Source organism: Caballeronia sp. NCF2 (assembly GCF_023631205.1).
In the GTDB taxonomy this organism is placed as follows: Bacteria; Pseudomonadota; Gammaproteobacteria; order Burkholderiales; family Burkholderiaceae; genus Caballeronia; species Caballeronia zhejiangensis.
The window spans coordinates 170,227-192,594 of the sequence record NZ_JALQDN010000001.1 but is presented as its reverse complement, the minus strand read 5'-3'; the positions used below and the strand labels follow the sequence as shown (position 1 = coordinate 192,594).

The following is a 22,368-nucleotide window of genomic DNA, read 5'->3' as shown; positions in this document are numbered from 1 at the left end:
TGGCCGCATCGGAGGACAACATGCCGGAGCAGATCTTCCTTTATGGCGTCTACGCCATCCACGTGAGGCCGGTCGAGCTGCAGGGCTCGCGCTGGGACGCGGAGTACGAGATCCGTCATCACGACAAGGCGGTGCAGACGTGGACGACCGTCGGCGGCGACGACGGTCTCGCCGATCGCGCCGAAGCCGTCGAGCTGGCGCATCGGCGCGCGGTGTCGGATATCGAAGCCGGCGCGGGCATTCCCAAGCCGCGCGCGTTTCCCTAACTCTCGCTCGACGAATGCACGACGCCCGCGTGGCTGTTCAGCGCCAGCCGCTCGGCCTCGCGATGATCGATCGCTGACGCGCGCTCGTAGCCCTCGCGCCCGAGCGCGCGTTCGACGTAATCGAAAAGCACGCCCTGCGGCTCGATCAGCTTCGCCTTGAACGCGATCTGCAGCGTGCTCGCCGCGAGAATGTCCGCGGCGGTGAATTGCTCGCCGAGCAGCCACGGCCCCTCTTCCAGCGCGTTTTCGATCGCGTGCTCGACGCGCGCGAGATCGCCCCATCCGAAACTCACCGTGTTGCCTTGCGCGCCGGTCACGCGTTCGGCCATCGCGGGTTCGAGACACGAACCGGTGAAAAACATCCACTGCAGAAAGCGCCCGCGCGACGGATCGTGCAGCGGCACGCCGAGCGTCGTTTCCGGATAGCGATCCGCCAGATACAGCAGCACCGCGCCCGATTCGGCCACGCGCACGCTGCCGTCTTCCAGCGCGGGCAGCTTCGACATCGGATTGACGCGGCAGAAGTTCGGATCGTTCTGCGCGCCGGCTCGGATGTTCACGAACTCGAGTTGATACGGCACGCGCATTTCTTCGAGCATCCACAGCGCGCGAAAGGCGCGCGTCTTCGGCCAGTAAAAGAGCTTCATCGGCTGCAATCGGGTTGGCTGTCGAGGCATTCAGGTTAGCCCTTTCGCGCGCCGACGCCCGATCCGGGTTTACGCGAAGCACGGACAGATCGAGGAAATTTCTCTCGCGTATCTCGAAAATCAGCCCGATGTTTCTCGGCGCGACGGTATTCGCTGCGAGTAAGCAAAAACATTCCGCTTTTGTCGGCAAAGAATGTCGCATTGCCTCGCATACCTACAAGACACGGAGATCTCATGAACGCGCGCGTCCCCGCCGATGCCTTTTTTCCTCCCGCGCTGTCGGACTATCAACTCGGCGACAACCTCTCCGCCACGAAAGGCCGGATCTTCCTCACCGGCACGCAGGCGCTCGTGCGTCTCGTTTTGATGCAGCGCGAACTCGACCGCGCCGCCGGCCTGAACACCGCTGGCTTCATCAGCGGATATCGCGGCTCGCCGCTCGGCATGGTCGATCAGCAATTGTGGAAAGCGAAGAAACTGCTCGCGTCGCACGATGTGCGCTTCTTGCCCGCGATCAACGAGGAACTCGGCGGCACGGCCGTGCTCGGCACGCAGCGCGTCGAATCGGACGCGGAACGCACCGTCGATGGCGTGTTCGCGATGTGGTACGGCAAAGGCCCGGGCGTCGATCGAGCAGGCGATGCGCTCAAGCACGGCAACGCGTACGGCTCGTCGCCGCACGGCGGCGTGCTCGTCGTCGCGGGCGATGACCACGGCTGCGTGTCGTCGTCGATGCCGCATCAGAGCGATCAGACGATGATCTCCTGGCACATGCCGGTGGTGAATCCGTCGAACGTCGCTGACATGCTGGAGTTCGGCATCTACGGCTGGGCGCTGTCGCGCTTTTCGGGCGCGTGGATCGGCTTCAAGGCGATTTCGGAGACGGTCGAATCCGGCTCGACCGTCGATCTCGATGCGCTCAGGCTCGACTGGCAAGCGCCGCAAGATTTCACGCCGCCGGCGGGCGGCCTGCACAACCGCTGGCCCGATCTGCCGAGCCTCACGATCGAAGCGCGTCTCGCGGCGAAGATCGAGGCCGTGCGCCACTTCGCGCGCACGAACAGCATCGACAAATGGATCGCGCCGAGCCCGCGTGCGAACGTCGGCATCGTGACGTGCGGCAAGGCGCATCTCGATCTGATGGAAGCGCTGCGCCGCCTCGATCTCACCGTCGACGATCTCGACCGCGCGGGCGTGCGGATCTACAAGGTCGGGCTGTCATATCCGCTCGAAACGACGCGGCTCGAGACCTTCGTCGAAGGTCTGAGCGAAGTGCTCGTCATCGAGGAGAAAGGCCCGGTCATCGAGCAGCAGATCAAGGATCATCTGTATAACCGCGTCGACGGCGCGCGGCCGATCGTCATCGGCAAGAACGCTCGCGACGGCGCGCAACTGCTTTCCGCGCTCGGCGAATTGCGTCCGTCGCGCGTGTTGCCGGTGTTCGCGGACTGGCTCGCGCGTCACAAGCCGGCGCTCGATCGCCGCGACAAAGTGGTCGATCTGGTCGCGCCGCAAATCCTGTCGAATGTCGCCGATGCCGTGAAGCGCACGCCCTATTTCTGCTCGGGCTGCCCGCACAACACCTCGACGAAAGTGCCGGAAGGCTCGGTCGCGCAGGCGGGCATCGGCTGTCACTTCATGGCGTCGTGGATGGAGCGCGACACGACCGGTCTCATCCAGATGGGCGGCGAAGGCGTCGACTGGGCGTCGCACTCGATGTTCACGAAAACGCCGCACGTCTTTCAGAATCTCGGCGACGGCACGTACTTTCATTCCGGCATTCTCGCGATTCGTCAGGCCGTGGCGGCGAAGGCGAACATCACGTACAAGATTCTGTATAACGACGCCGTCGCGATGACGGGCGGCCAGCCCGTCGACGGCAGCATTTCCGTGCCGCAGATCGCGCGTCAGGTCGAAGCCGAAGGCATCGCGCTGCTCGTCGTCGTGAGCGACGAGCCGGAGAAATACATCGGTCACGAAGATCAGTTTCCGCGCGGCACGACGTTTCATCATCGCGGCGAGCTGGACGACGTGCAGCGCCGTCTGCGCGACACGCCGGGCGTCACCGTCCTCATCTACGATCAGACGTGCGCCGCCGAAAAGCGCCGCCGCCGCAAGAAAGGCGAGTTTCCCGATCCGGACAAGCGGCTTTTCATCAACGAAGCCGTCTGCGAAGGCTGCGGCGATTGCGGCGTGCAATCGAATTGCCTGTCGGTCGAGCCTGTGGAAACGGAACTGGGACGCAAGCGCCGCATCGATCAGTCGTCGTGCAACAAGGATTATTCGTGCGTGAACGGCTTCTGCCCGAGCTTTGTCACGGTCGAAGGCGCGAAGCTCAAGAAGGCCGAAGGCCACGCGTTCGATCCCGCCGAACTCGCGCGCCGCGTCGATGCCTTGCCGCTGCCGCAAGGCCAGCTCGATAACGCGCCGTACGACATCCTCGTGACGGGCGTCGGCGGCACGGGCGTCGTGACGGTCGGCGCGCTCATCAGCATGGCAGCGCATCTGGAAGGCAAGAGCGCGTCGGTGCTCGATTTCATGGGCTTCGCGCAGAAAGGCGGCTCGGTGCTCTCGTTCGTGCGCTTCGCCGCGACCGATGCGCTGCTCAATCAGGTACGCATCGACACGCAACAGGCGGACTTGCTGCTCGCGTGCGACATGGTCGTCGGCGCGAGCCCGGAAGCGCTGCAGACGGTGCGGCACGATCGCACGAAGATCGTCGTGAACACGCACGCGATTCCGAACGCGAGCTTCGTGCAGAACCCCGAAGCGAATCTTCACGCGGATGCGCTGCTCGACAAGATGCGTCACGCCGCCGGCCCCGCCGCGCACGACGCGATGCGCAGTTGCGACGCGCAAGCGCTCGCCCAGCGTTTTCTCGGCGACACCATCGGCGCGAACATTCTGATGCTCGGCTTCGCGTGGCAGCTCGGCCTCGTGCCGCTGTCGCTCGCAGCGTTGATGCGCGCGCTCGAACTGAACAACGTCGCGGTCGCGGCGAACAAGCTGGCGTTTTCGATCGGCCGTCTCGCCGCGCACGACATGAAAGCGCTCGAATCGCTGACCGCATCGACCCAGCAGAAGCGCATCGTCATGGCGGATATGCCGCTCGCGGAACTCATCGGCGATCGCGAAGCGCGCTTGCTCGCGTATGGCGGCAAGAAGTTCGTCGGGCGCTATCGGTCGCTGCTCGCGAAGGCATCGGCGAATGAGGACGTGAAGCGCGCCATCGCGATTTCGTTTTACAAGCTGCTCGCCGTGAAGGACGAATACGAAGTCGCGCGCCTGCACGCGGACCTGGCGTTCCGCGCCGCGCTCGGCGCGCAGTTCGAAGGCACGGCAGGCTCGGATTACGCGGTGAAGTTCAACTTCGCGCCGCCGGTTCTGTCACACGGCGCGCCGAAGAAGAAAGTGTTCGGCCAGTGGATGTGGCCGGTGCTCGACGGCCTCGCGAAGTTTCGCGCGCTGCGCGGCACCGCGCTCGACGTCTTCGGACGCACGCTCGAACGCCGCATGGAGCGTCAGCTCGCCGACGACTTCGAGATCACCATGACGCGCGCCTTGTCCCGCCTGAACGCCGACAACGCGAAGGACGTGCAAGCCCTCGCCGCGCTGTTCGAGAAAGTGCGCGGCTACGGACACGTCAAGCTCACGAACGTCGCGATGGTCAAGCGCAGCGAACGCGACATCGCGGCGCGCATCGGCATCGAAGCGGCGACGGGCGACGCGGTGCGCGCCTCCATCGATTCGATGAAGGGCGCGGCATCGCTGAAGGGGATTCCGGTCGTCGTGGCGAAGTAATCAGTCGATATCGTCGGGCAGCCAGTCGATATCGCCGCACAGCACGCAGCGCTTGCCCTGCGCGCGCGTCTCCACGGAGAGCGTGACGCAGGGCATCGCTTCGTTGATCGACAGATACGGCTTCGTCACGTGCACGCGCTCGGGATCGCCGAGCGCCGCGCGGAAGTACGGACGGCGCAGCCAGTTCGCGCCCTGCGCATCGATGAGCGGCAGAAAGCGCGCTTCGTGCGCGGCGCGGTCGGCGCGCAGCACGACGTTGCGGCCGGCCTGCTTGCCGTTCTGATCGAGCAGAAAACAGCGCGCGGCGTTATCGAGCGCGAGGAAATTCCAGCACACTTCTTCGAGCGGCTCCCCCGCCGCGAGCCGCTCGGCCGCGCGCTCGAACGCGCGGATATACGGCTGAAGCCTCGTCGCGACGCGCCGTTCGCGCGCTTCGGTCTGCAGTCGGTAGCGCTCGGTCAACTCGCCGATCACGTTTTGCGCGTGCGCGCTGTCCGCGAGACCCGGATGCGGCCGCGCGAAGAAAAATCCCTGCACGAAATCCGCGCCGCTCGCGAGCGCGAGTTGCGCCTCGTGCTCGGTCTCGACGCCTTCGATCAGCACGAGCTTGCCCGCCTGATGCAGCAACGACACGATGCCCGACAGCACCGCCTCCATGTTCTGCCGCTGCTTGAGCGAGCGAGCGGACAGCGGCGCGTGAACGTTGTGGCCGGCGTGCGAAAGCATGACGCGATCGAGTTTGACGATGTCCGGATCGAGCTGCCAGATCCGTTCGATGTTCGTATGTCCCGCGCCGAAATCGTCGAGCGCGATGAGAAAGCCGTGGTCGCGGAACTGCTGCACCGCGAGCGCGAGCCGCTCGATATCCTCGGCGCTTTGCTCGAGCACTTCCAGCACGACGCGGCGCGGCTCCAGATTCAGGCGCTTCAGATTCGCGAGCAGCGCGGCGGCGTGATACGGCTCGGTCAGCGCGCCCGGATGCACGTTGAGAAAGAGCCATTCGTCCTTCGCGCCGAGCATCCTGAAGTTTTCCAGATGCAGCGCCTGCGCGAGCCGGTCGATCTGCAACGCCTCGCCGACGCGCGATGCCTGCCCGAACACATCGAGCGGCGACACCGGGCGATCGAGCGCATCGTGCGCGCGCAGCAAGCCCTCGTATCCGACGGCGCGCATGTGCGACAGACTGAACACCGGCTGAAAGACGCTCGATAACGTCAACTCGCCGTGTTCGACCGAATAGCGATCGAAGCCCGATGTCACGCCTAGCTCGAAGCTGCGCGCGGAAACCGTCGTCTTCTCGGGATTTGCGATCATCATGCCGATGCCCTCGCCTGAACGCCGTGGCGAAACGCACTCGGCTGCGTGATGCCCCATACCATTGTCATAAGAACTGCCCTCGGTGATCTCGCCGGGAGTCTCTCTGTCCCGTGGCTTTCGGTAAAGCAAGCTCCATGCGCAGAGCGCGCTGCGCGCAGCCGGTGTTTTGCGTCCCGCGTGCACCGTCAGCAGGCGATTTCAGGTGCACGCGCACCGTCGCGGTGCGAAAGCCGGCGGCGCGTCCGCTGCCCGCATCGCGAGCAAACGCTAAACTTTGCGCTCATCGAAACAATGCTAGACGCCGCGCGCACAGCCGTTCGTGCGTCTGGTGCAGTAGCGCACACATGGAAATCGTTTTTACCGTTCTCATTCTTCTGCTGGCTGTCGCGCTTTCGGGATTCGGACTGAGCCTGCTTCCGATCAAGCTGCCGCTGCCGCTCATCCAGATCGCGATCGGCGCGTGCCTCGCGTGGCCGGGCTTCGCGCTGCACGTCACGTTCGATCCTGAACTTTTCATGCTGCTCTTCATTCCGCCGCTGCTGTTCGCGGACGGCTGGCGCATACCGAAGCGCGAGCTGTACATGCAGCGCCGCGCGATCCTGATGCTTGCGCTCGGGCTCGTGTTCATCACCGTCGGCGTGCTCGGCTATTTCCTGCACGCGATGATTCCGTCGATGCCGCTGCCCATCGCGTTCGCGCTCGCCGCCGTGCTTTCGCCGACCGATGCCGTCGCGTTGACGGGCATCGCCGGGCGCAACCGGATTCCCGCGAACCTGATGCACGTTCTCGAAGGCGAGGCGCTGATGAACGACGCGTCGGGCCTCGTCGCGCTCAAGTTCGCGATCGCGGCCGCGCTGACGGGCGTGTTCTCGCTGCGCGACGCGACGGTCAGCTTTTTCATCATCGCGGCGGGCGGGTTGGCGATCGGCGCGGCGATCAGTTGGGCCGTCACCGAGATTCCGTCGCGCCTGCTGAAATTCTCCGACGACGACGATCCCGCCGCGGGCGTCATCCTCACGATCCTGATTCCGTTCGCGTCGTACGTGATGGCCGAGCACGTTGACTGCTCGGGCATTCTGGCGGCGGTGTCGGCGGGCATGATGATGAACATTCAGAGCTTGCGCGAAGGCATTCCGAGCGCGGTGCGCGTGCGCATGACGAGCACCTGGACGATGATCGAATTCGTCTTCAACGGCATGGTGTTCATCCTGCTCGGGCTGCAGTTTCCGCACATCATCGGGCAGGCGCTGATCGAGGCGCATCACGACGGCAACGCGCAGGTCGGACTGCTCATCGGCTATGTGTTCGCGACGCTGATCGCGCTTTATGCGTTGCGTTTCGTGTGGGTGTATTCGCTGCGCTGGGTCGCCGCGCGCCGTACGGCGAAGCAGGGCCTCGACAGCGCCGCGCCCGGTTTTCGCACGCTGGCGCTGACGACGATCGGCGGCGTGCGCGGTGCCGTGACGCTGGCGGGCGTGCTGTCGCTGCCCGTGACGCTCGCCGGGCGCGATCTGGCGATTTTCATCGCGTCGGCGGTGATTCTGGCGTCGCTCCTGATCGCCGTCGTCGGCTTGCCGCTGATGCTGCGCGGCATCGAGCGCGAGAAGAATCCGCATGCGGTGGAGGAGCGCATGGCGCGTCGTCGCGCGGCGCAGGCCGCGATTCGCGCGATCGACGATACGCATGATGAGCTCATCGAACAGATGGACGAAGCCGCGTCCGCGCGTTGCGCCGATTCGACCGCGCGCGTGATGAGCATGTATCGCAGACGGCTGGAATCGCTCGGCGATGAAGAAGCGTCGCGCAAGGCCGCGAAGAAGAGCGAAATGGTGGAGACGCGGTTGAAGATGGCGGCGTTGCGGGCCGAGCGAGCGGAATTGCTGAAGCTGCGCTCGTTGCAGCATATCAACGATGAAACGCTCAATAAGCTGATGCGGGAGGTGGATCTTTCGGAGACTGCTATTGTGAATCGGAAGCGGGGGGCGGGGGCGTAGGGGTTTGGGGCTTCTTGTCGCGATCTTGATTTTTATTGGCCTCGTTTCTGTGCGGCGCAAAGCAGGAATTTTTCTATCTTCCTTACATGGGCCATGCGAATTCCCGAATAGATACGACTAACGCTGAGTAAAAAGTTCGCAACGCGCGAGACGCTAAAGCGAGTTACGCTTTCCCTTGCGACTGTCTCGCCTCGCCTGAGCGCGCAAGAACAATCTGATTCTCTCGTCCGGCGCGGGCGATTGATCTTCGCAAGGGCGGTGCGTCAAGAATTGACACACATATCAAGCGGCTTGCGCTACCCTTCGTAGGGCTAACGAGTCTGATCGGAAACAATGGCAACTTCGGACTAGGAAAGCGCGGCTTCTCGCGTACGTCATCGTCTGAATCAACGACGCTCCGAAGTTAAGCACTGCTTCTGACTCGCCAACGGCGGTTTTTTTTATGCCGGTTACGTGCGTTCAGCCACGAAGGAGGAATACTTGAATCGAAGCGACGAATACTTTGAAAGGCGTGACCATGCCTTTCAAGGACAGCATCAACCTTATTTTCTGGAGATACGCAGCGCACAAAGCTCGGCCATTGCCGACGTTTTCAGTATCGAGGGCGAAGAAGCGATCGGACGCGAGAGCCGCTACACAATCCAGTTCACGCATACCTCGCACGATTTGTCTCAGCGTGAATATCTTGGCAAGCGCGGCTCGTTGCTTATTCAGCCGCCGCGACGACTCAGACCCGAACCGCCACGTCACAAATACGGCGTCGTGACGGGCTTCTCCAAACTTTCGACCTCGAAGAACCAAAGCGTCTACGAAGTCGTATTGGAATCGCGGCTCGCGCTTCTGCGAAACACGCCGAAGGTTCGCTTCTTCTTCGACAAGAGCGAGCCCGAGATCATGCAACAACTCTTGCAGGAGCACGGCTTCAACAAGATTTGGGCGCGCGTCGAAATGAAACTGTATCGGACGTATGGAAAGCGGCGCATCGTCACGCAGTGGAAAGAGTCTGATCTGGCATTCCTCAAGCGGATGTGCGAACGCACCGGCATCTGGTTCGTCTGCGAGGAAGGCGAAGACTGCGAAGTCGTGCGCTTCGGCGATGACTTCACGCATTATCGCCGTGATGCAGCGCGTGATAATCGCGCGTTTGGATTACCGTTCCGTCCTGAAGCCGGCATGGACACACAGGGTTCGGAATCGGTGAAGTCGTTGGAAATGCACGCAGTGAGCATTCCGACTGCCTATCACGTGCGCAGCTATAACTACCGGCAGGCGCCGTACCCGATCGAGGCGACCGAACAGATTCGCGCCAAGACGGACGACACCAGCACTTACGGCGAGGCGTCGACGGCCAGTCTGGCCATCGAAACCAAAGAGGACGCACGGTGCGAAGCACTATTGCGTCGCGAAGCCGCAGAAGCCGCGCAGATCGAATATCGGGGCACGGGCGATGCGTTGGATGTCACGCCCGGCACAGTCATCGCGTTCACCAATCACACGCTCGCGGATGCGAAATATGGCTTGCTGATCGTGAGCATGAAGTGCAGCGCTTCACGCACGCAAGGATATAAGGTCGAATTTACCGCGATGCCTTCCGATCGCCTGTATCGGATGCCTTTGCGTGAGTCGGAATGGCCGCGCATCCAGGGCACGATAACCGGAACGATTGCGTCGACGGAAGGTTATAGCGGTCCTTACATCGATCCGCACGGCGAATATATCGTTCAGTTCCACGATGACCGGGAGAAACGCGTCGCGGGTCTGAATAGCTGTCTGCTGCGACTCGGCAAGCCTTTCGCGGGGAAATGGCAGAGCGGCTTTCATATGCCCTATATACCGGGTACGGAGGTGGCCGTCGCGTTTTTCGCGGGTAATCCGGATCTGCCATATATCCTGCATGCGCTGCATAACTCGCAAGATACCGACCCGGTTCATCAGCAACACAAGTGGCGCACGCGTAACGTCGTCATCCACACGATTCGCAATAACACGATTCAAGTCGAGGATCGGGAGAATCAGGAACACATCAAGATTGCGACGGAGCCAGGTAAGTCGCAACTGAATCTCGGGCATACGGTTAGTAATGGGGACCAGGTTCGCGGACTCGGTTTTGAGCTGCGCAGCGATGCGAAAGGAGCCGTTCGAGCGGGTCAGGGGCTGTTGATTTCCGCCGAGGCGCAAAGCAAAGCGCAAGGACAGATCACGGATACGGCCGGTGCAACGGCATTGTTCGAACGCACGCAAGCGCAAGCCGATGCGTTGGCGCAAGGTGCGGTTGCATCGAAGGCGGAAGTCGCGGATTTGAAGGCCGAGAATCAATGGCTCCGGAACGAACTCGCCGACATCAAGAAGCAGGTTATTGCGCTGTCCGCGCCGCATGGGATCGGGCTCGCTACGCCGGATCGCGTGATGATCGGCGCGGGTAAAGACGTGAGTGTGGCGACTTCTCGCGGATTCAATGTCAGCGCGTTCAAGAACGTGGCGATTGCCGCACACAATGCGGCAGTATCGTCAAAGCGACGACGCAAGGAATGGACATCGCATGAGCATGGATTGGCGCATTCCTTCCATACCCGAGTTCAAGCACTGGAAATACCCTTCGCCGTGGATTCCGGCCGTTGCACTAATCGTTGTCGTCATCGCGGGCTTCATCCTCACGATCCTGAACTGGAAACAGGGCGAAGCGATCTTATCGGGCACGTTCTTTCTCTTCGCGTTGGTGGTGCCTTTACTGCTGTGGGGCGCGTTCTGCGCCTTGCTGTATCAGTCCTACGAGGATTGGAACACGCGTGTCGACTGGTGGAACTACCTGTGCAAGGACCATTTCGCCGACTGGCGTGATTGGGCGCGCTGGGATCTGGCCTTGCTCGATACCGTGACGCTGACGCCTGAAGTGCAACTCGCTGAACGCATGGCCGCGCTGGACGGGACGCCGCCCGCGAACGGCGGCAAATCGCCGAAGCTGGCGCAGCGCGACTTCGCCGCGTTGCTTACGCAGCTTGTCGAACCGTTGATGCCGCATCTCGCGCGCTTCGCAGGGAAAAGCACCATCCACATTGCGCTTCAGACGTCACATGAGACGCACGTCGCGCAACTTCGCGGCGTGCTGCAAGCGCTCGAAGTGCCGAACCTCGAGCACATCGCTGTGAGCCGCGTCGAAGCGAACGAGTGTTCGGCGTTGCTCGATACGTGGATGACGAACCAGACCGTCCGCTATGACTACGACCATGACCGGCGCAAGAGAACGCCGGACCTGTGCCTTCTGCTCGCGTGTCAGCTTCAGGAGGAAGGCGCGGCACCTTGCACGGAAGCGGCCGTCGCGCTGCTGTTCGCTTCATGGAATCTGCTTCGCGCGAAGAAGCTCAAGCCCAAGGCGCGGCTCTTTCGCTCGATGCCCACGACAACAGACGACATACCTGACGCCATCAAGACGCTTGTCACTGCCGAGCCGACACCGGTCAAGCGCCTGAAGCACATGTGGATAAGCGGTCTGTCCAAACCCGACGGGCACGTGATGCGCGCAGCGGTGAAGGACAGCGAGCCGGAATTGACCTTGCTCGACCTCGAGCATGCAATCGGCCTTCCGGGACCGGCCAGCCCGCTGCTGATGCAAGCACTCGCGGCTGAATTGATGCAGTACGGGCAAGGTCCGCAGGTCGTAGTCACGCCTGCCGCCGAAGGTGTCCGGCTGAATTTGATCGGCAAGGACTATGCACCGATCGCGCGCGCCGTCGAGCCGAACCTGAGCCTGATTCAAATGTCGACTTCATACGGCTTCGTTTGCCTGACCGTGTTGCTGCTGATCTTGGGCGAAGCGGGCGAGTTCGGCCCTGGCTGGTTTTGGGGTATCGCGGCCGCGGGGCTAGTCTTTCTGTTGATAGTTCAGCCCGCTGCGCAGATCTTCAAGCGGCGCGCAGTGACTCAGGAGTTCTACGAGCGAGCGCGTTCGGGGGGATGAAATCGATCAGGAAGTGCGGATGGATCGGCTGAGGTGGCGACGCGCGCTGTGGCGCGTCGATCGCTGAGCCAGCGCGTCTACGACGGACGCGCTTGCGCGGTTTGAGGGACGTCATCCACCGATGCCGCCCCGTACGAGCGCAATGTCCTCAAACCCAAGAAATTGAAACCGAGCGGCAAAAGCCCTCAAACCACTCCCGCCCCCCGCCGCCGCAACAGCGCATAAAAGATGATAGCGCCGAACGTAGCCGTCCCGATGCCACCGAGAGCGAACCCACCGAGCTTCAGCGTGAAATCCCCGGTCCCGAGCACGAGCGTCACCGCCGCAACGATCAGATTCCGGTTATCCGAAAAATTCACCTTGTTGACGACCCAAATGCGCGCGCCCGTCACCGCGATCAGCCCGAACACGACGATCGACACACCGCCGAGCACCGGCCCCGGAATCGTCTGAATCAGCGCGCCGAACTTCGGCGAAAACCCGAGCACGATCGCGAACAGCGCCGCGATCACGAACACGAGCGTCGAATAGATCTTCGTGACGGCCATCACGCCGATGTTCTCGGCATACGTCGTCACACCGGTGCCCCCGGCAAAGCCCGATGCAATCGTCGCCAGCCCGTCGCCGATGAACGCGCGTCCGATGTACTTGTCGAGACTCTTGCCGGTCATCGCGCCGACAGCCTTGATGTGCCCGAGATTCTCCGCGACGAGAATGATCGCGACCGGCGCGATCAGCGTCATCGCCGGGGCTTCGAAGACAGGCGCGGTGAAGTGCGGCATGCCGAACCACGCAGCGTTCGCGACGATCGAAAAGTCGATCGGCTTGCCCATGCCCATCCCGTTCGTGAGCGCCGCATAAATGATGTACGCGATCGCGAGACCGATCAGGATCAGCAGCCGCTGCGCCATCCCGCGCGCGAACACCGCGACGCCGCCCACGCACAGCACGGTGACGAGCGCCATCCACGATTCGAAGCTGCTGCCCATCACGCCTTTCACCGCGATCGGCGCGAGATTCAGCCCGATCACGCAGACGATCGCGCCCGTCACGACCGGCGGCATCAGCGCTTCGATCCACTTCGTGCCGACCGCCGCAACGATCAATCCGATGATCGTGTAAGCCACGCCGCACGCAATGATCCCGCCGAGCGCCACCGGTATGTTCAGGTTCGGGCCATGACCGCTGTATCCCGTCACCGCGATCACGAGGCCGATGAACGCGAAGCTCGAACCGAGATAACTCGGCACGCGCCCGCCGACCAGCACGAAAAACAGCAACGTGCCGATGCCCGACATGAAGATGCACAGATTGGGATCGAAGCCCATCAAGAGCGGCGCGAGCACGGTCGAGCCGAACATCGCGACGACGTGCTGAATGCCCATCGCGATCATCTGCGGCCAGGCGAGGCGCTGGTCGGGCCCGACGACGCGACCCTCCTGGGCGTCCGGCTGGACCGGCCAGCGCGGGAAATAGGAATCGGACATCGGCGGGGCTCCTTGGCGGCGGTGAGGCGCCGCTCCGTGCGGCGCGCTCGATCTGAAAAAATCAGGCGCGAGTGTACGGAGCGGGCTCTCGGGTGGCAAGCGAGCCGATATTACGACCGTTTGGCCGTCGCATGCCCGCGACGCGTCACACTTTTCCCGCGCCGGAGACGTCGCGCTCCAGCTCGAAAACCGCGACCGCGCTCTTCAATTGCTCGGCCTGATCGGCCATCGCGCCCGCCGCGGCGGCGGCCTGTTCGACGAGCGCCGCGTTCTGCTGCGTCACCTCGTCCATCTGCGCGACCGCGCGATTCACCTGCTCGATGCCCGCGCTCTGCTCATGCGATGCCGACGAAATCTGCGCCATGATGTCCGTCACGCGCTGCACGGCCTGCGTGACTTCGGCCATCGTCGCGCCGGCACGCTCGGCGAGCGCCGCGCCGCTGTCCACGCGCGCCGTCGACGCTTCGATCAGCTCCTTGATTTCCTTCGCCGACGTCGCGCTCCGCTGCGCGAGCGAGCGCACTTCGCCCGCGACCACCGCGAAGCCGCGCCCTTCCTCGCCGGCGCGCGCCGCTTCCACGGCCGCGTTCAGCGCGAGTATGTTCGTCTGGAACGCGATGCCTTCGATCACCGCGATGATGTCCGTCATGCGCTTCGAGCCCGACGCCAGTTCCCGCATGTTGTCGACGACCTCGCCCACGAGCTCGCTGCCGCGCGCCGACACATCCGACGCGCCGCGCGCGAGCCCGCTCGCTTCGTCCGCGTTGCTCGCGTTCTGCCGCACGGTCTGCGTGAGCTGCTCCATGCTCGACGCGGTTTCTTCCAGCGACGCCGCCTGCTCTTCCGTGCGCTGCGACAGATCGGTGTTGCCCTGCGCGATTTCGCGCGATGCGTACAGGATCGAATCGCTCGAATGCCGAATCCCGCCGACGATGTCCGCGAGCTTCGCGCTCATGTTGCCGAGGCTCGCGAGCATGCTGCTGTCGTCGCCCGGACGCGTGGCGACGCGCGTCGCCAGATCGCCGCGCGCGATGCGGTCGGCGATATCCGCCGCGTACGCCGGCTCGCCGCCGAGTTGCGCCGACAGACGCCGCCCGATCAGCACCGCGAGCAACGCGCCCGCGACCATCGCGCCGAACACGAGCGCGAGCATCACGACGCGCATCGTTTCATACTCCGATGCCGCGCTGCTGCGCGCCTCGGTCGCGCGCTTGCGCTTGAAGTCGGCGAGACGCTCAAGCGATTCGCGCGCCTTCTCGCTCGCGGCGATCGCGCGCGCGATGAGGCCCATCTGATCGACGTCGACGGGCATCGCTTTCTTACCCATCTGCATCAGCACGATGTCTTCCCACGCGGCGACGGACTTGCTGGCCGCATCGTAGAGCGCGAGGCTTTCTGCCGAGCGCATCGTCGGGCGCATGCGCTCGAACGCGCGGTGCATGCTGTCGAGCGATCCGGCCATGCCTTCCTTCAGCTTTTCCTTGCCGGCATCGTCGGCGAAAGTGAGGTTGGCGGCGGCGAGATCCGTGTTGAGCTTGTGCTTGTTGATTTCCTCGACCCAATAGAGGCCGTCCATGTGACGGTCGCCGATTTCCTCGATCAGGAAGTTCATCTTCGAGAGCGAAACCACGCCGGTGGCGCCCACGCACGCAGTGAACAGAATCACGACCGCGAAAGACAGCAAAAGCTTGCTGAGCACGGACAGGCGGTCAAACCATTTCATCGAAGTCTCCTCTTTCACGCCCCGCGGACGACGCCCGCGGACGGCGCGGCGCAAACTTCGGTTCGCGCACAGAGTGGCTCTACGGCGCTCGCTGCAAAATTCTTGAGCGCGTATGAAGGAGATAACGCCGGCGAAATGGACGCTGAAACGAGGACGAAAGAACCGCGAAAGCTCGTCCGAAAGAAATCCGCAAATTGCTGCTAAGTAGCAGACAACCTAAGCAAATTCCTAATTGGGAATTTTCTGATTTGGGCGCCCAACGCTGCAACGTATGCTTTGTCCATGCGTGTTCCATGTACGCGCATGTCGTTGCAACTCTCCGATTTCCGCCCTTGGCACCCGGCTTGGGCGGTTCTTTTTTTTGGGCGCCCGTTTTCGTCGATGCGATTTTCGAACGCATCGATATCGAACCGACGCCCGAGCTTCCTCGGGCGTCATCCGCCTTACTGCCGCACCGGTTTCTTCGCCAATTTGCGCTGCAGCGTGCGCCGATGCATGTTGAGCGCGCGCGCCGTCGCGGAAATATTGCCGTTGTTCTCCGCAAGCGCGCGCTGGATGTGCTCCCATTCGAGCCGCGCAACCGAAAGCAGCGTCGGGTTCTCGATCGCCTCTTCGGCCGTCTGCTCGCTCGCCTGCTCGTGCAGCGCGGAAAGAATCGATTCGACGTTCGCCGGTTTCGCGAGATAGTTGTCCGCGCCGTCCTTCACCGCCTGCACGGCCGTCGCGATGCTCGCGTAGCCGGTCAGCACGAGAATGCGCGCGTCCGGTTGCAGGTCGCGCAGCGGCGCGACGAGGCGCAGGCCGGAATCGTTGCCCAAGTGAAGATCGACGGTGATCATGCCGAATTTGTGCTGGTTGGCGAGCTTCAGCGCTTCGTCCGCATTGTGTGCCTGATGCGGCGTGAAACCGCGCCGTGTCAGGCCGCGGGCGAGAATGCCGGCAAAGACTTCATCGTCGTCGATGATCAGGAAGTTGGTATCGCTCATGTGTTTCTTCTCCAAAATGCCGCTCGCGTGCGCCTGAGTTCGAGTTCAGGCCGCGCCGCTTCGTTCAGTTCTTGCCGTCTGCGCGGGCGCCGCCACCGCGCCGCGATTCGGCAGGCGCAACACGGCGCACGTGCCGCGCGGCTTGCCGTCGATCAGTTCGATCGAACCTGCGAGCCGCGCCGCCGCCGCAAACGCCAGATATAACCCGACGCCGTGTCCGCCCTGCGTGCTGTCCACCGGTCCGGCGCCCAGCGTGCCGCGCAGCGCGGCAGGAATGCCCGGACCGCGGTCGCACACGTCGAAGCGCACGTAATCCAGTTCGTCGACGGTTTCCGCCGACGCCTGCAGCGTCACCGATTCGCTGCTCGCGCGCGCGGCGTTGTCGAGCAGGATCGTCAGAATCTGTCCGACGGCGACGGCATCGTCGATCGACGCATCCGCGGGCGTCCGGTCGATTTGCGCGAATTTCACCTGCGGATGCCGCAGACGCCATTGCTCGATGAAACTCGACAGCCACTCGTCGAGCGCCTGGCGGCTCGACGGCCCGGTCGCGCGGCTGCGCAGGCGCGCGAGCGCGGACGTGCACAAAGCCATCTGCTGTTCGAGCAATTCGAAATCGGCCGCGTAGGGCGCGAGGTTCTTGTCGTGCGCGGCGGAATCGCGCAATTCCTCCGACAGCATCGCGATGGTCGAAAGCGGCGTGCCCATTTCGTGCGCGACGGTCGCCGCCTGCACGCCGAGCGCGACGGCCCGCTCATCGCGAAGATGACGCTGCTGCGCGTCGGCGAGCGCGGCGTCGCGCACGCGCAGCGCCCGCGACATGCGCGCGACGAACCAGCCGATCAGCACAACGCTCACCATGAAGTTGACCCACAGGCCCGTGCGGAAATAATCGAACAGATTGGCCGGATTCTCGATGTTGAGCGGCACATAGTTGTAACTAAGCAGCGCGTAACAGGTGACGGCGAAGAGCGCGAGGCAGGTCATCATCGTCCACGGCAGGACGGCGGCGGCGATCGCGAGCGACGGCAGATAAAGCGTGACGAACGGATTGGTCGCACCGCCGGACAGGAACAGCAGCGCCGACAGCGCGCCGAGGTCGACGAGCATCTGCCCGAACAGTTCGAGATTGGTTTCCGGACGCGCCCGCGCGACGCGCATCCAAGTGAGGCCGTTGAAGACCATTTCGAGCGCGATGACGAGCAGCATCGCGGGCAGCGGAAGCTTCGCGCCGAAGAATATCTGGACGACGGCGATGGTCGTCAGCTGGCCGATGATCGCGAGCGAGCGAAGCCAGAAAAGATGACCGAGATTGACCCGTCCGGTGTTGGTTATGCGATGCATCTGATTGAGTGCGTGTTAGCGCGTGCGCGCTCCGTGCGACATTATCCCGTTTGCATCCCGCCTGCTGCGACATCTGGCGCGATTTGTCGCACCTCGGCACGCGCTCTGCTAACTGGAAGTCGTGCCGCGCCCGGCTTCCGTTGTGAGACACGCGGGACACAGACAACGAATGCCGGGCCGCAATCGATCCAGCGGCAACGCGGGCAGCGACGCGCACCAGCAGGACGCATCGCCCGCGAGCGCGCCGCAGCGAAACGTCGCGCCGCAGCGTTCGCAAACCTGCGCGCCCGGCGCTTCGCGTTCGTTCGTTTCCGTGGATGGGTTCATCATCTTGTCATCAATCTGCCGAAACGATGATCGCACGCCGGAACGCCCGCCGGAAAACGTGGCGCGACCGCGGCAATTCGTCCTGCCGCGGAGCGTCGGTCCTGTACAATTCGGCGTGTTTAAACGCTCCTCGCCTCATTTGCCGCCATGTCCGAGCTACCCGACCTCACGCAAATCGCGCCGACCCTGAAGGCTGAAATCCTGGCCGAGGCGCTGCCCTACATCCGTCAGTATCACGGCAAGACGGTCGTGATCAAATACGGCGGCAATGCCATGACCGAAGAGCGCCTGAAGCAGGGCTTCGCGCGCGACGTCATTCTGCTGAAGCTCGTCGGCATCAATCCGGTGATCGTGCATGGCGGCGGCCCTCAGATCGATCAGGCGCTGAAGAAGATCGGCAAGCAGGGCACCTTCATTCAAGGCATGCGCGTCACCGACGAAGAGACGATGGAAGTCGTCGAGTGGGTGCTCGGCGGCGAAGTGCAGCAGGATATCGTCACGCTCATCAATCACTTCGGCGGCCACGCGGTCGGTCTGACCGGCAAGGACGGCGGCCTGATCCACGCGCGCAAGCTGATGATGCCGGACCGCGACAATCCGGGCCAGTTCATCGACATCGGTCAGGTCGGCGAGGTCGAGGCGATCAATCCGGCGGTCGTCAAGGCGCTGCAGGACGACGCGTTCATCCCGGTCATTTCACCGATCGGCTTCGGCGAAGACGGCCTCTCGTACAACATCAACGCGGACCTCGTCGCGGGCAAGCTCGCCGTCGTCCTGAACGCGGAGAAGCTCGTCATGATGACGAACATCCCCGGCGTGATGGACAAGGAAGGCAATCTGCTCACCGATCTTTCCGCGCGCGAGATCGACGCCCTCTTCGCCGACGGCACCATCTCCGGCGGCATGCTGCCGAAGATTTCGTCCGCGCTGGATGCCGCGAAGAGCGGCGTGCGCTCGGTGCACATCATCGATGGCCGCATCGAACATTCGGTGCTGCTCGAAATCCTGACCGAGCAGCCGTTCGGCACGATGATCCGCTCGCATTGAGCTTGTTCCCTTGCTAAAGACGCCCGCCTTCGCGCGGGCGTTCTTACGATAACGGCGCACGATGACCGCGCAACGCATTTCCCGCCGACGCCGCGTCAAGACGCGCGGCCCCGTCTGGCTCTTCGATCTCGACAACACGCTGCATCACGCGTCGCACGCGGTGTTTCCGGCGATCAATCGCGGCATGACGCAGTACATCATGGATCGCCTGAACGTCGACGTCGACGAGGCGAACCGGCTGCGCGTCGGCTATACCGTGCGTTACGGCGCGACGCTGCTCGGGCTCGTGCGGCATCACGGCGTCGATGCCGCCGACTTCCTGCACGAGGTGCACACGTTTCCCGATCTTGCGTCGATGCTGCGCGCCGAACGCGGCCTCACGCGCATGCTGCGCGCGCTGCCCGGACGCAAGATCGTGCTCACCAACGCGCCGACGCTCTACGCGCGCACGGTGCTCGCGGAACTGGGCATCGCGAAGCTGTTCGAGCGCGTGATTGCCATCGAAGACATGCGCAGCGGCCACCATTGGCGCGCCAAGCCGGATGCGCCGATGCTCCGCCACGCGATGCGCCGCGCGCACGTGCGTCTCGAGGACGCGATTCTCGTCGAGGACACGCGCGGGCATCTGAAGTCGTATCGGCGGCTCGGGATTCGCACCGTGTGGATCGTCGGACATCTGCCGGTCGCGAAAACGTCAAACGGCGGGCTGTCGATTCGCAAGCCCGGTTCCGGGCGGCCGCACTATGTGGATCGCACGGTGCGCTCGCTGCGCGCGCTGACGCAATCGCGCCGATTGCCGCTACATCCGAAATAAGCGGCGCGCGAGTATGTCCTCGAGGTCCGAGCGTGCATCGACGACGAGATGCACGTAAATCGTGTCGCCATCGACCTTGTAGATGATGCGGTTCGTGCCGCTCGGCACTTCGTAATAGCCCGACATGCGAAAGTCGACGAGCTCGGGCGGCGTCGAGCCGTTGCGCGGCGCGGCTTCGATCTCGGCAATGGTTTCCGCGAACTTGTTGCGCGTAGCGGCCCACGCCGTGCCGCCGAACTTGTTGATGACATAGCGCCGGAAATCCTGCAGATCCCGACGCACCGGATCCAGGAAAACGGTCTTCATTTGAAGCCTTCCTCGCGGTCCATGCGCTCGATCTCGGCGAAGACATCGCCGGCGCTCACGCAGTGGCCGGCTTCGATGGTCTTCTGTCCCATCGCGAGAATCTTCAGCAAGGCAAGCGTCTGATGCAGGTCTTCATAGGACTGCACATCCTGCACGACGACCCTGCCTTCACCGTTCTGCGTGATGAGCATCGGCTCGCGGCTCTCGACGATATTGCGGATCATCTCGGCCGCGCGGCTCTTCAGGTGACTGAGCGGTCTGACCCGGCTCGGTTTCATGTCCTTTCCTCGGGACGACGAGGCGATTAGACAATATAGACGCTAAAGCGGGCCGCATCCAAGGCGCGGCAGATGGCGGCATTATTGACGGCGTTATGACGTTTTCCGCTATACTTCCCCGCTAACGAGATTTTCTCGAACATGAACAGTGCGCCGATTTGCTGACTCGATTGCGGGCGCGCGAACCTCAGTGATCTTTCGCGGGGTTCACTATAAATGCGGCTAAAGAGGTCGTCAGCCGCGCTCGATTTCTCAGGCAGCGCATCGCCGACACCGTTTAGCCGCCAGGTCAAAGGCGGAATGAATGGAATCGATCGGCATCGTCACTCCCCAAACAATGCGCTTCACCGAGCCGCTGCGGATGCAGAACGGCTCGTCGCTCGGCGACTACGAGCTCGTCGTCGAAACCTATGGCGAACTGAACGCCGCGCGCTCGAACGCCGTGCTCGTGTGCCATGCGCTGAACGCGTCGCATCACGTCGCCGGCATTCACGCCGATAACCCGAAGAACGTCGGCTGGTGGGACAACATGGTCGGCCCCGGCAAGCCGCTCGACACGAACCGCTTCTTCGTCATCGGCGTGAACAATCTCGGCTCGTGTTTCGGCTCGACCGGACCGATGAGCATCGACGGCGCAACCGGAAAACCGTATGGCGCGAGCTTTCCCGTCGTCACCGTCGAGGACTGGGTGAACGCGCAGGCGCGTCTCGCGGACCGCTTCGGTATCGAGCGCTTCGCGGCCGTGATGGGCGGCAGCTTGGGCGGCATGCAGGCGCTCGCGTGGAGCATGATGTATCCGGAGCGGCTCGCGCATTGCATCGTGGTGGCGTCGACGCCGAAGCTGTCCGCACAGAACATCGCGTTCAACGAGACGGCGCGCTCCGCGATCCTCTCGGACCCCGACTTCCACGGCGGCGATTACTACGCGCACGGCGTGAAGCCGCGCCGCGGCTTGCGCGTCGCGCGGATGATCGGCCACATCACGTATCTGTCGGACGACGACATGGCCGTGAAATTCGGTCGCGCGCTGCGCCGTGCCGAAGGCGCGCTCGACGCGTACAACTTCAATTTCGATGTCGAATTCGAAGTGGAGTCGTATCTGCGCTATCAGGCCGACAAGTTCGCCGAATACTTCGATGCGAACACGTATCTGCTCATCACGCGCGCGCTCGATTATTTCGATCCCGCGAAAGCCTTCGACGGCGATCTAACGAAAGCGCTTGCCAATACATCGGCGAAATATCTCATCACCAGCTTTACGACCGACTGGCGTTTCGCGCCGGCGCGCTCGCGCGAGATCGTGAAGGCGCTGCTCGACAACAAGCGCACGGTGAGCTACGCGGAAATCGACGCGCCGCACGGCCACGACGCCTTCCTGCTCGACGACGCGCGCTATCACAATCTGATGCGCGCCTACTACGAACGCATTGCCACGGAGATCGGCGCATGAACCAGCACACTCTCGATTCCCTCGCGCTGCGCTCGGACTTTCGCGCGATCGCCCGCTGGGTCGAACCGCGCTCGACGGTGCTCGATCTCGGCTGCGGCGACGGTTCGCTGCTGTCGCTGCTCGGTGAAGAACTGGAAGTGAAGGGCTACGGCATCGAAATCAACGATGCCGGCGTGCTCGCGTGCGCGCAAAAAGGCGTGAACGTGATCCAGCAGAATCTCGAAGACGGCTTGCGTCTCTTCGAAGACGACAGCTTCGACTTCGCGATCCTCTCGCAGACGCTGCAGACGATCCATCAGACCGCCGCGATCCTGCGCGAAACGGTGCGCGTCGGACGCGAATGCATTGTGTCGTTTCCGAATTTCGGTTACTGGCAGCATCGGCTTTCGGTGATTCAGGGACGCATGCCGGTGTCGAAATCGCTGCCTTATCAATGGCACAACACGCCGAACGTGCGCGTGCTCACGATCAAGGACTTCGAGGCGCTCGCGCCGGAAGTGGGCATCGAGATTCTGGATCGCGTGGTGCTGCACGGCGGGCAGTCGGTCCGTTGGGGCGCGAACTGGCGTGGTAGTCTTGCGGTCTATCGCGTGAAGCGCCGGTAACATCGACCGGCGGGTTCCCGC

At 63.2% G+C, this 22,368-nt stretch carries 17 protein-coding genes and 1 pseudogene; 9 read left to right on the top strand and 9 right to left on the bottom strand.

Going from position 1 to position 22,368, the window contains the following annotated elements:
* Nucleotides 1–20 precede the first annotated feature (20 nt).
* Entirely contained in the window at nucleotides 21–266 is a 246-nt protein-coding gene (locus NCS02_RS00890; protein WP_008351976.1) for a hypothetical protein, read from the top strand.
* Here the strand turns inward: NCS02_RS00890 and NCS02_RS00885 are convergent.
* A complete protein-coding gene (locus tag NCS02_RS00885; protein ID WP_008351977.1) occupies nucleotides 263–913 on the bottom strand; it encodes a glutathione S-transferase family protein in 651 nt (216 codons plus the stop codon). The two genes, NCS02_RS00890 and NCS02_RS00885, sit on opposite strands and share 4 nt — an antisense overlap.
* 234 nt (nucleotides 914–1,147) lie before the next feature.
* Here NCS02_RS00885 and NCS02_RS00880 point away from each other — a divergent pair, with 234 nt between their 5' ends.
* Complete coding sequence (locus tag NCS02_RS00880; protein ID WP_250522835.1) at nucleotides 1,148–4,714, top strand: indolepyruvate ferredoxin oxidoreductase family protein; 3,567 nt, start codon at nucleotides 1,148–1,150, stop codon at nucleotides 4,712–4,714.
* Here NCS02_RS00880 and NCS02_RS00875 read toward each other — a convergent pair whose 3' ends face one another.
* Nucleotides 4,715–6,031 carry an EAL domain-containing protein gene (locus NCS02_RS00875; RefSeq protein WP_008351986.1) on the bottom strand — a complete coding sequence of 439 codons (1,317 nt, stop codon included), beginning with the start codon at nucleotides 6,029–6,031 and terminating at the stop codon, nucleotides 4,715–4,717.
* Between the two features lie 344 nt (nucleotides 6,032–6,375).
* On the opposite strand from NCS02_RS00875, the gene NCS02_RS00870 reads away from it, so the two are divergent.
* From NCS02_RS00870 to NCS02_RS00860, 3 genes and pseudogenes are all read left to right on the top strand, one after another.
* Entirely contained in the window at nucleotides 6,376–8,025 is a 1,650-nt protein-coding gene (locus NCS02_RS00870; protein WP_250522834.1) for a Na+/H+ antiporter, read from the top strand.
* A gap of 453 nt (nucleotides 8,026–8,478) precedes the next feature.
* Nucleotides 8,479–10,281: pseudogene (locus NCS02_RS00865) on the top strand (type VI secretion system Vgr family protein); the annotation flags it as partial.
* Nucleotides 10,282–10,480: 199 nt separating this feature from the next.
* Nucleotides 10,481–11,980 carry a KPHS_23130 family T6SS system protein gene (locus tag NCS02_RS00860; protein WP_502800859.1) on the top strand — a complete coding sequence of 500 codons (1,500 nt, stop codon included), beginning with the start codon at nucleotides 10,481–10,483 and terminating at the stop codon, nucleotides 11,978–11,980.
* A gap of 185 nt (nucleotides 11,981–12,165) precedes the next feature.
* On the opposite strand, the gene NCS02_RS00855 is transcribed toward NCS02_RS00860, so the two are convergent.
* From NCS02_RS00855 to NCS02_RS00835, 5 genes are all read right to left on the bottom strand, one after another.
* Nucleotides 12,166–13,467, bottom strand: coding sequence for a solute carrier family 23 protein (locus tag NCS02_RS00855; RefSeq protein WP_250522831.1), 1,302 nt, complete (start codon nucleotides 13,465–13,467; stop codon nucleotides 12,166–12,168).
* Nucleotides 13,468–13,612: 145 nt separating this feature from the next.
* Nucleotides 13,613–15,190 carry a methyl-accepting chemotaxis protein gene (locus NCS02_RS00850; protein WP_250456655.1) on the bottom strand — a complete coding sequence of 526 codons (1,578 nt, stop codon included), beginning with the start codon at nucleotides 15,188–15,190 and terminating at the stop codon, nucleotides 13,613–13,615.
* Nucleotides 15,191–15,633: 443 nt separating this feature from the next.
* Entirely contained in the window at nucleotides 15,634–16,176 is a 543-nt protein-coding gene (locus NCS02_RS00845; RefSeq protein ID WP_008351997.1) for a response regulator transcription factor, read from the bottom strand.
* A 45-nt stretch (nucleotides 16,177–16,221) separates the two neighbouring features.
* Nucleotides 16,222–17,520: an ATP-binding protein gene (locus NCS02_RS00840; RefSeq protein WP_008351999.1), complete on the bottom strand. Its 1,299-nt coding sequence runs from the start codon at nucleotides 17,518–17,520 to the stop codon at nucleotides 16,222–16,224.
* Between the two features lie 108 nt (nucleotides 17,521–17,628).
* On the bottom strand, nucleotides 17,629–17,850 hold the full coding sequence (locus tag NCS02_RS00835; RefSeq protein WP_008352000.1) for a cysteine-rich CWC family protein: 222 nt from the start codon (nucleotides 17,848–17,850) through the stop codon (nucleotides 17,629–17,631).
* A 144-nt stretch (nucleotides 17,851–17,994) separates the two neighbouring features.
* On the opposite strand from NCS02_RS00835, the gene argB reads away from it, so the two are divergent.
* Both argB and NCS02_RS00825 read left to right on the top strand, forming a co-directional pair.
* Nucleotides 17,995–18,894, top strand: a complete 900-nt coding sequence (gene argB / locus NCS02_RS00830) for an acetylglutamate kinase (protein ID WP_008352001.1) — start codon at nucleotides 17,995–17,997, stop codon at nucleotides 18,892–18,894.
* 61 nt (nucleotides 18,895–18,955) lie between these two features.
* Nucleotides 18,956–19,708: a pyrimidine 5'-nucleotidase gene (locus NCS02_RS00825; protein ID WP_008352002.1), complete on the top strand. Its 753-nt coding sequence runs from the start codon at nucleotides 18,956–18,958 to the stop codon at nucleotides 19,706–19,708.
* Here NCS02_RS00825 and NCS02_RS00820 read toward each other — a convergent pair.
* Complete coding sequence (locus tag NCS02_RS00820; RefSeq protein ID WP_008352003.1) at nucleotides 19,694–20,014, bottom strand: type II toxin-antitoxin system RelE/ParE family toxin; 321 nt, start codon at nucleotides 20,012–20,014, stop codon at nucleotides 19,694–19,696. The two genes, NCS02_RS00825 and NCS02_RS00820, sit on opposite strands and share 15 nt — an antisense overlap.
* A complete protein-coding gene (locus NCS02_RS00815) occupies nucleotides 20,011–20,292 on the bottom strand; it encodes a type II toxin-antitoxin system Phd/YefM family antitoxin (protein ID WP_034470337.1) in 282 nt (93 codons plus the stop codon). Before NCS02_RS00815 ends, NCS02_RS00820 begins: the two co-directional genes overlap by 4 nt.
* Nucleotides 20,293–20,596: 304 nt before the next feature.
* Between NCS02_RS00815 and metX the strand changes: the two genes are divergently transcribed.
* Both metX and metW read left to right on the top strand, forming a co-directional pair.
* Nucleotides 20,597–21,742, top strand: a complete 1,146-nt coding sequence (metX, locus tag NCS02_RS00810; RefSeq protein ID WP_008352005.1) for a homoserine O-succinyltransferase MetX — start codon at nucleotides 20,597–20,599, stop codon at nucleotides 21,740–21,742.
* Complete coding sequence (metW, locus tag NCS02_RS00805) at nucleotides 21,739–22,347, top strand: methionine biosynthesis protein MetW (protein ID WP_008352006.1); 609 nt, start codon at nucleotides 21,739–21,741, stop codon at nucleotides 22,345–22,347. The genes metX and metW overlap by 4 nt, the downstream gene beginning before the upstream one ends.
* The last annotated feature ends 21 nt before the right edge of the window (nucleotides 22,348–22,368 follow it).

Bases quoted from the DNA above. Each gene is read 5' to 3' on its own strand.
- NCS02_RS00875 (WP_008351986.1), bottom strand. From the start codon at position 6,031: ATGATGATCGCAAATCCCGAGAAGACGACGGTTTCCGCGCGCAGCTTC.
- NCS02_RS00860 (WP_502800859.1), top strand. From the start codon at position 10,481: ATGTCAGCGCGTTCAAGAACGTGGCGATTGCCGCACACAATGCGGCAG.
- NCS02_RS00840 (WP_008351999.1), bottom strand. From the start codon at position 17,520: ATGCATCGCATAACCAACACCGGACGGGTCAATCTCGGTCATCTTTTC.
- NCS02_RS00855 (WP_250522831.1), bottom strand. From the start codon at position 13,467: ATGTCCGATTCCTATTTCCCGCGCTGGCCGGTCCAGCCGGACGCCCAG.
- metX (WP_008352005.1), top strand. From the start codon at position 20,597: ATGGAATCGATCGGCATCGTCACTCCCCAAACAATGCGCTTCACCGAG.
- NCS02_RS00890 (WP_008351976.1), top strand. From the start codon at position 21: ATGCCGGAGCAGATCTTCCTTTATGGCGTCTACGCCATCCACGTGAGG.
- NCS02_RS00815 (WP_034470337.1), bottom strand. From the start codon at position 20,292: ATGAAACCGAGCCGGGTCAGACCGCTCAGTCACCTGAAGAGCCGCGCG.
- NCS02_RS00835 (WP_008352000.1), bottom strand. From the start codon at position 17,850: ATGATGAACCCATCCACGGAAACGAACGAACGCGAAGCGCCGGGCGCG.
- metW (WP_008352006.1), top strand. From the start codon at position 21,739: ATGAACCAGCACACTCTCGATTCCCTCGCGCTGCGCTCGGACTTTCGC.
- NCS02_RS00885 (WP_008351977.1), bottom strand. From the start codon at position 913: ATGAAGCTCTTTTACTGGCCGAAGACGCGCGCCTTTCGCGCGCTGTGG.
- NCS02_RS00845 (WP_008351997.1), bottom strand. From the start codon at position 16,176: ATGAGCGATACCAACTTCCTGATCATCGACGACGATGAAGTCTTTGCC.
- NCS02_RS00870 (WP_250522834.1), top strand. From the start codon at position 6,376: ATGGAAATCGTTTTTACCGTTCTCATTCTTCTGCTGGCTGTCGCGCTT.
- NCS02_RS00880 (WP_250522835.1), top strand. From the start codon at position 1,148: ATGAACGCGCGCGTCCCCGCCGATGCCTTTTTTCCTCCCGCGCTGTCG.
- NCS02_RS00850 (WP_250456655.1), bottom strand. From the start codon at position 15,190: ATGAAATGGTTTGACCGCCTGTCCGTGCTCAGCAAGCTTTTGCTGTCT.
- NCS02_RS00825 (WP_008352002.1), top strand. From the start codon at position 18,956: ATGACCGCGCAACGCATTTCCCGCCGACGCCGCGTCAAGACGCGCGGC.
- argB (WP_008352001.1), top strand. From the start codon at position 17,995: ATGTCCGAGCTACCCGACCTCACGCAAATCGCGCCGACCCTGAAGGCT.
- NCS02_RS00820 (WP_008352003.1), bottom strand. From the start codon at position 20,014: ATGAAGACCGTTTTCCTGGATCCGGTGCGTCGGGATCTGCAGGATTTC.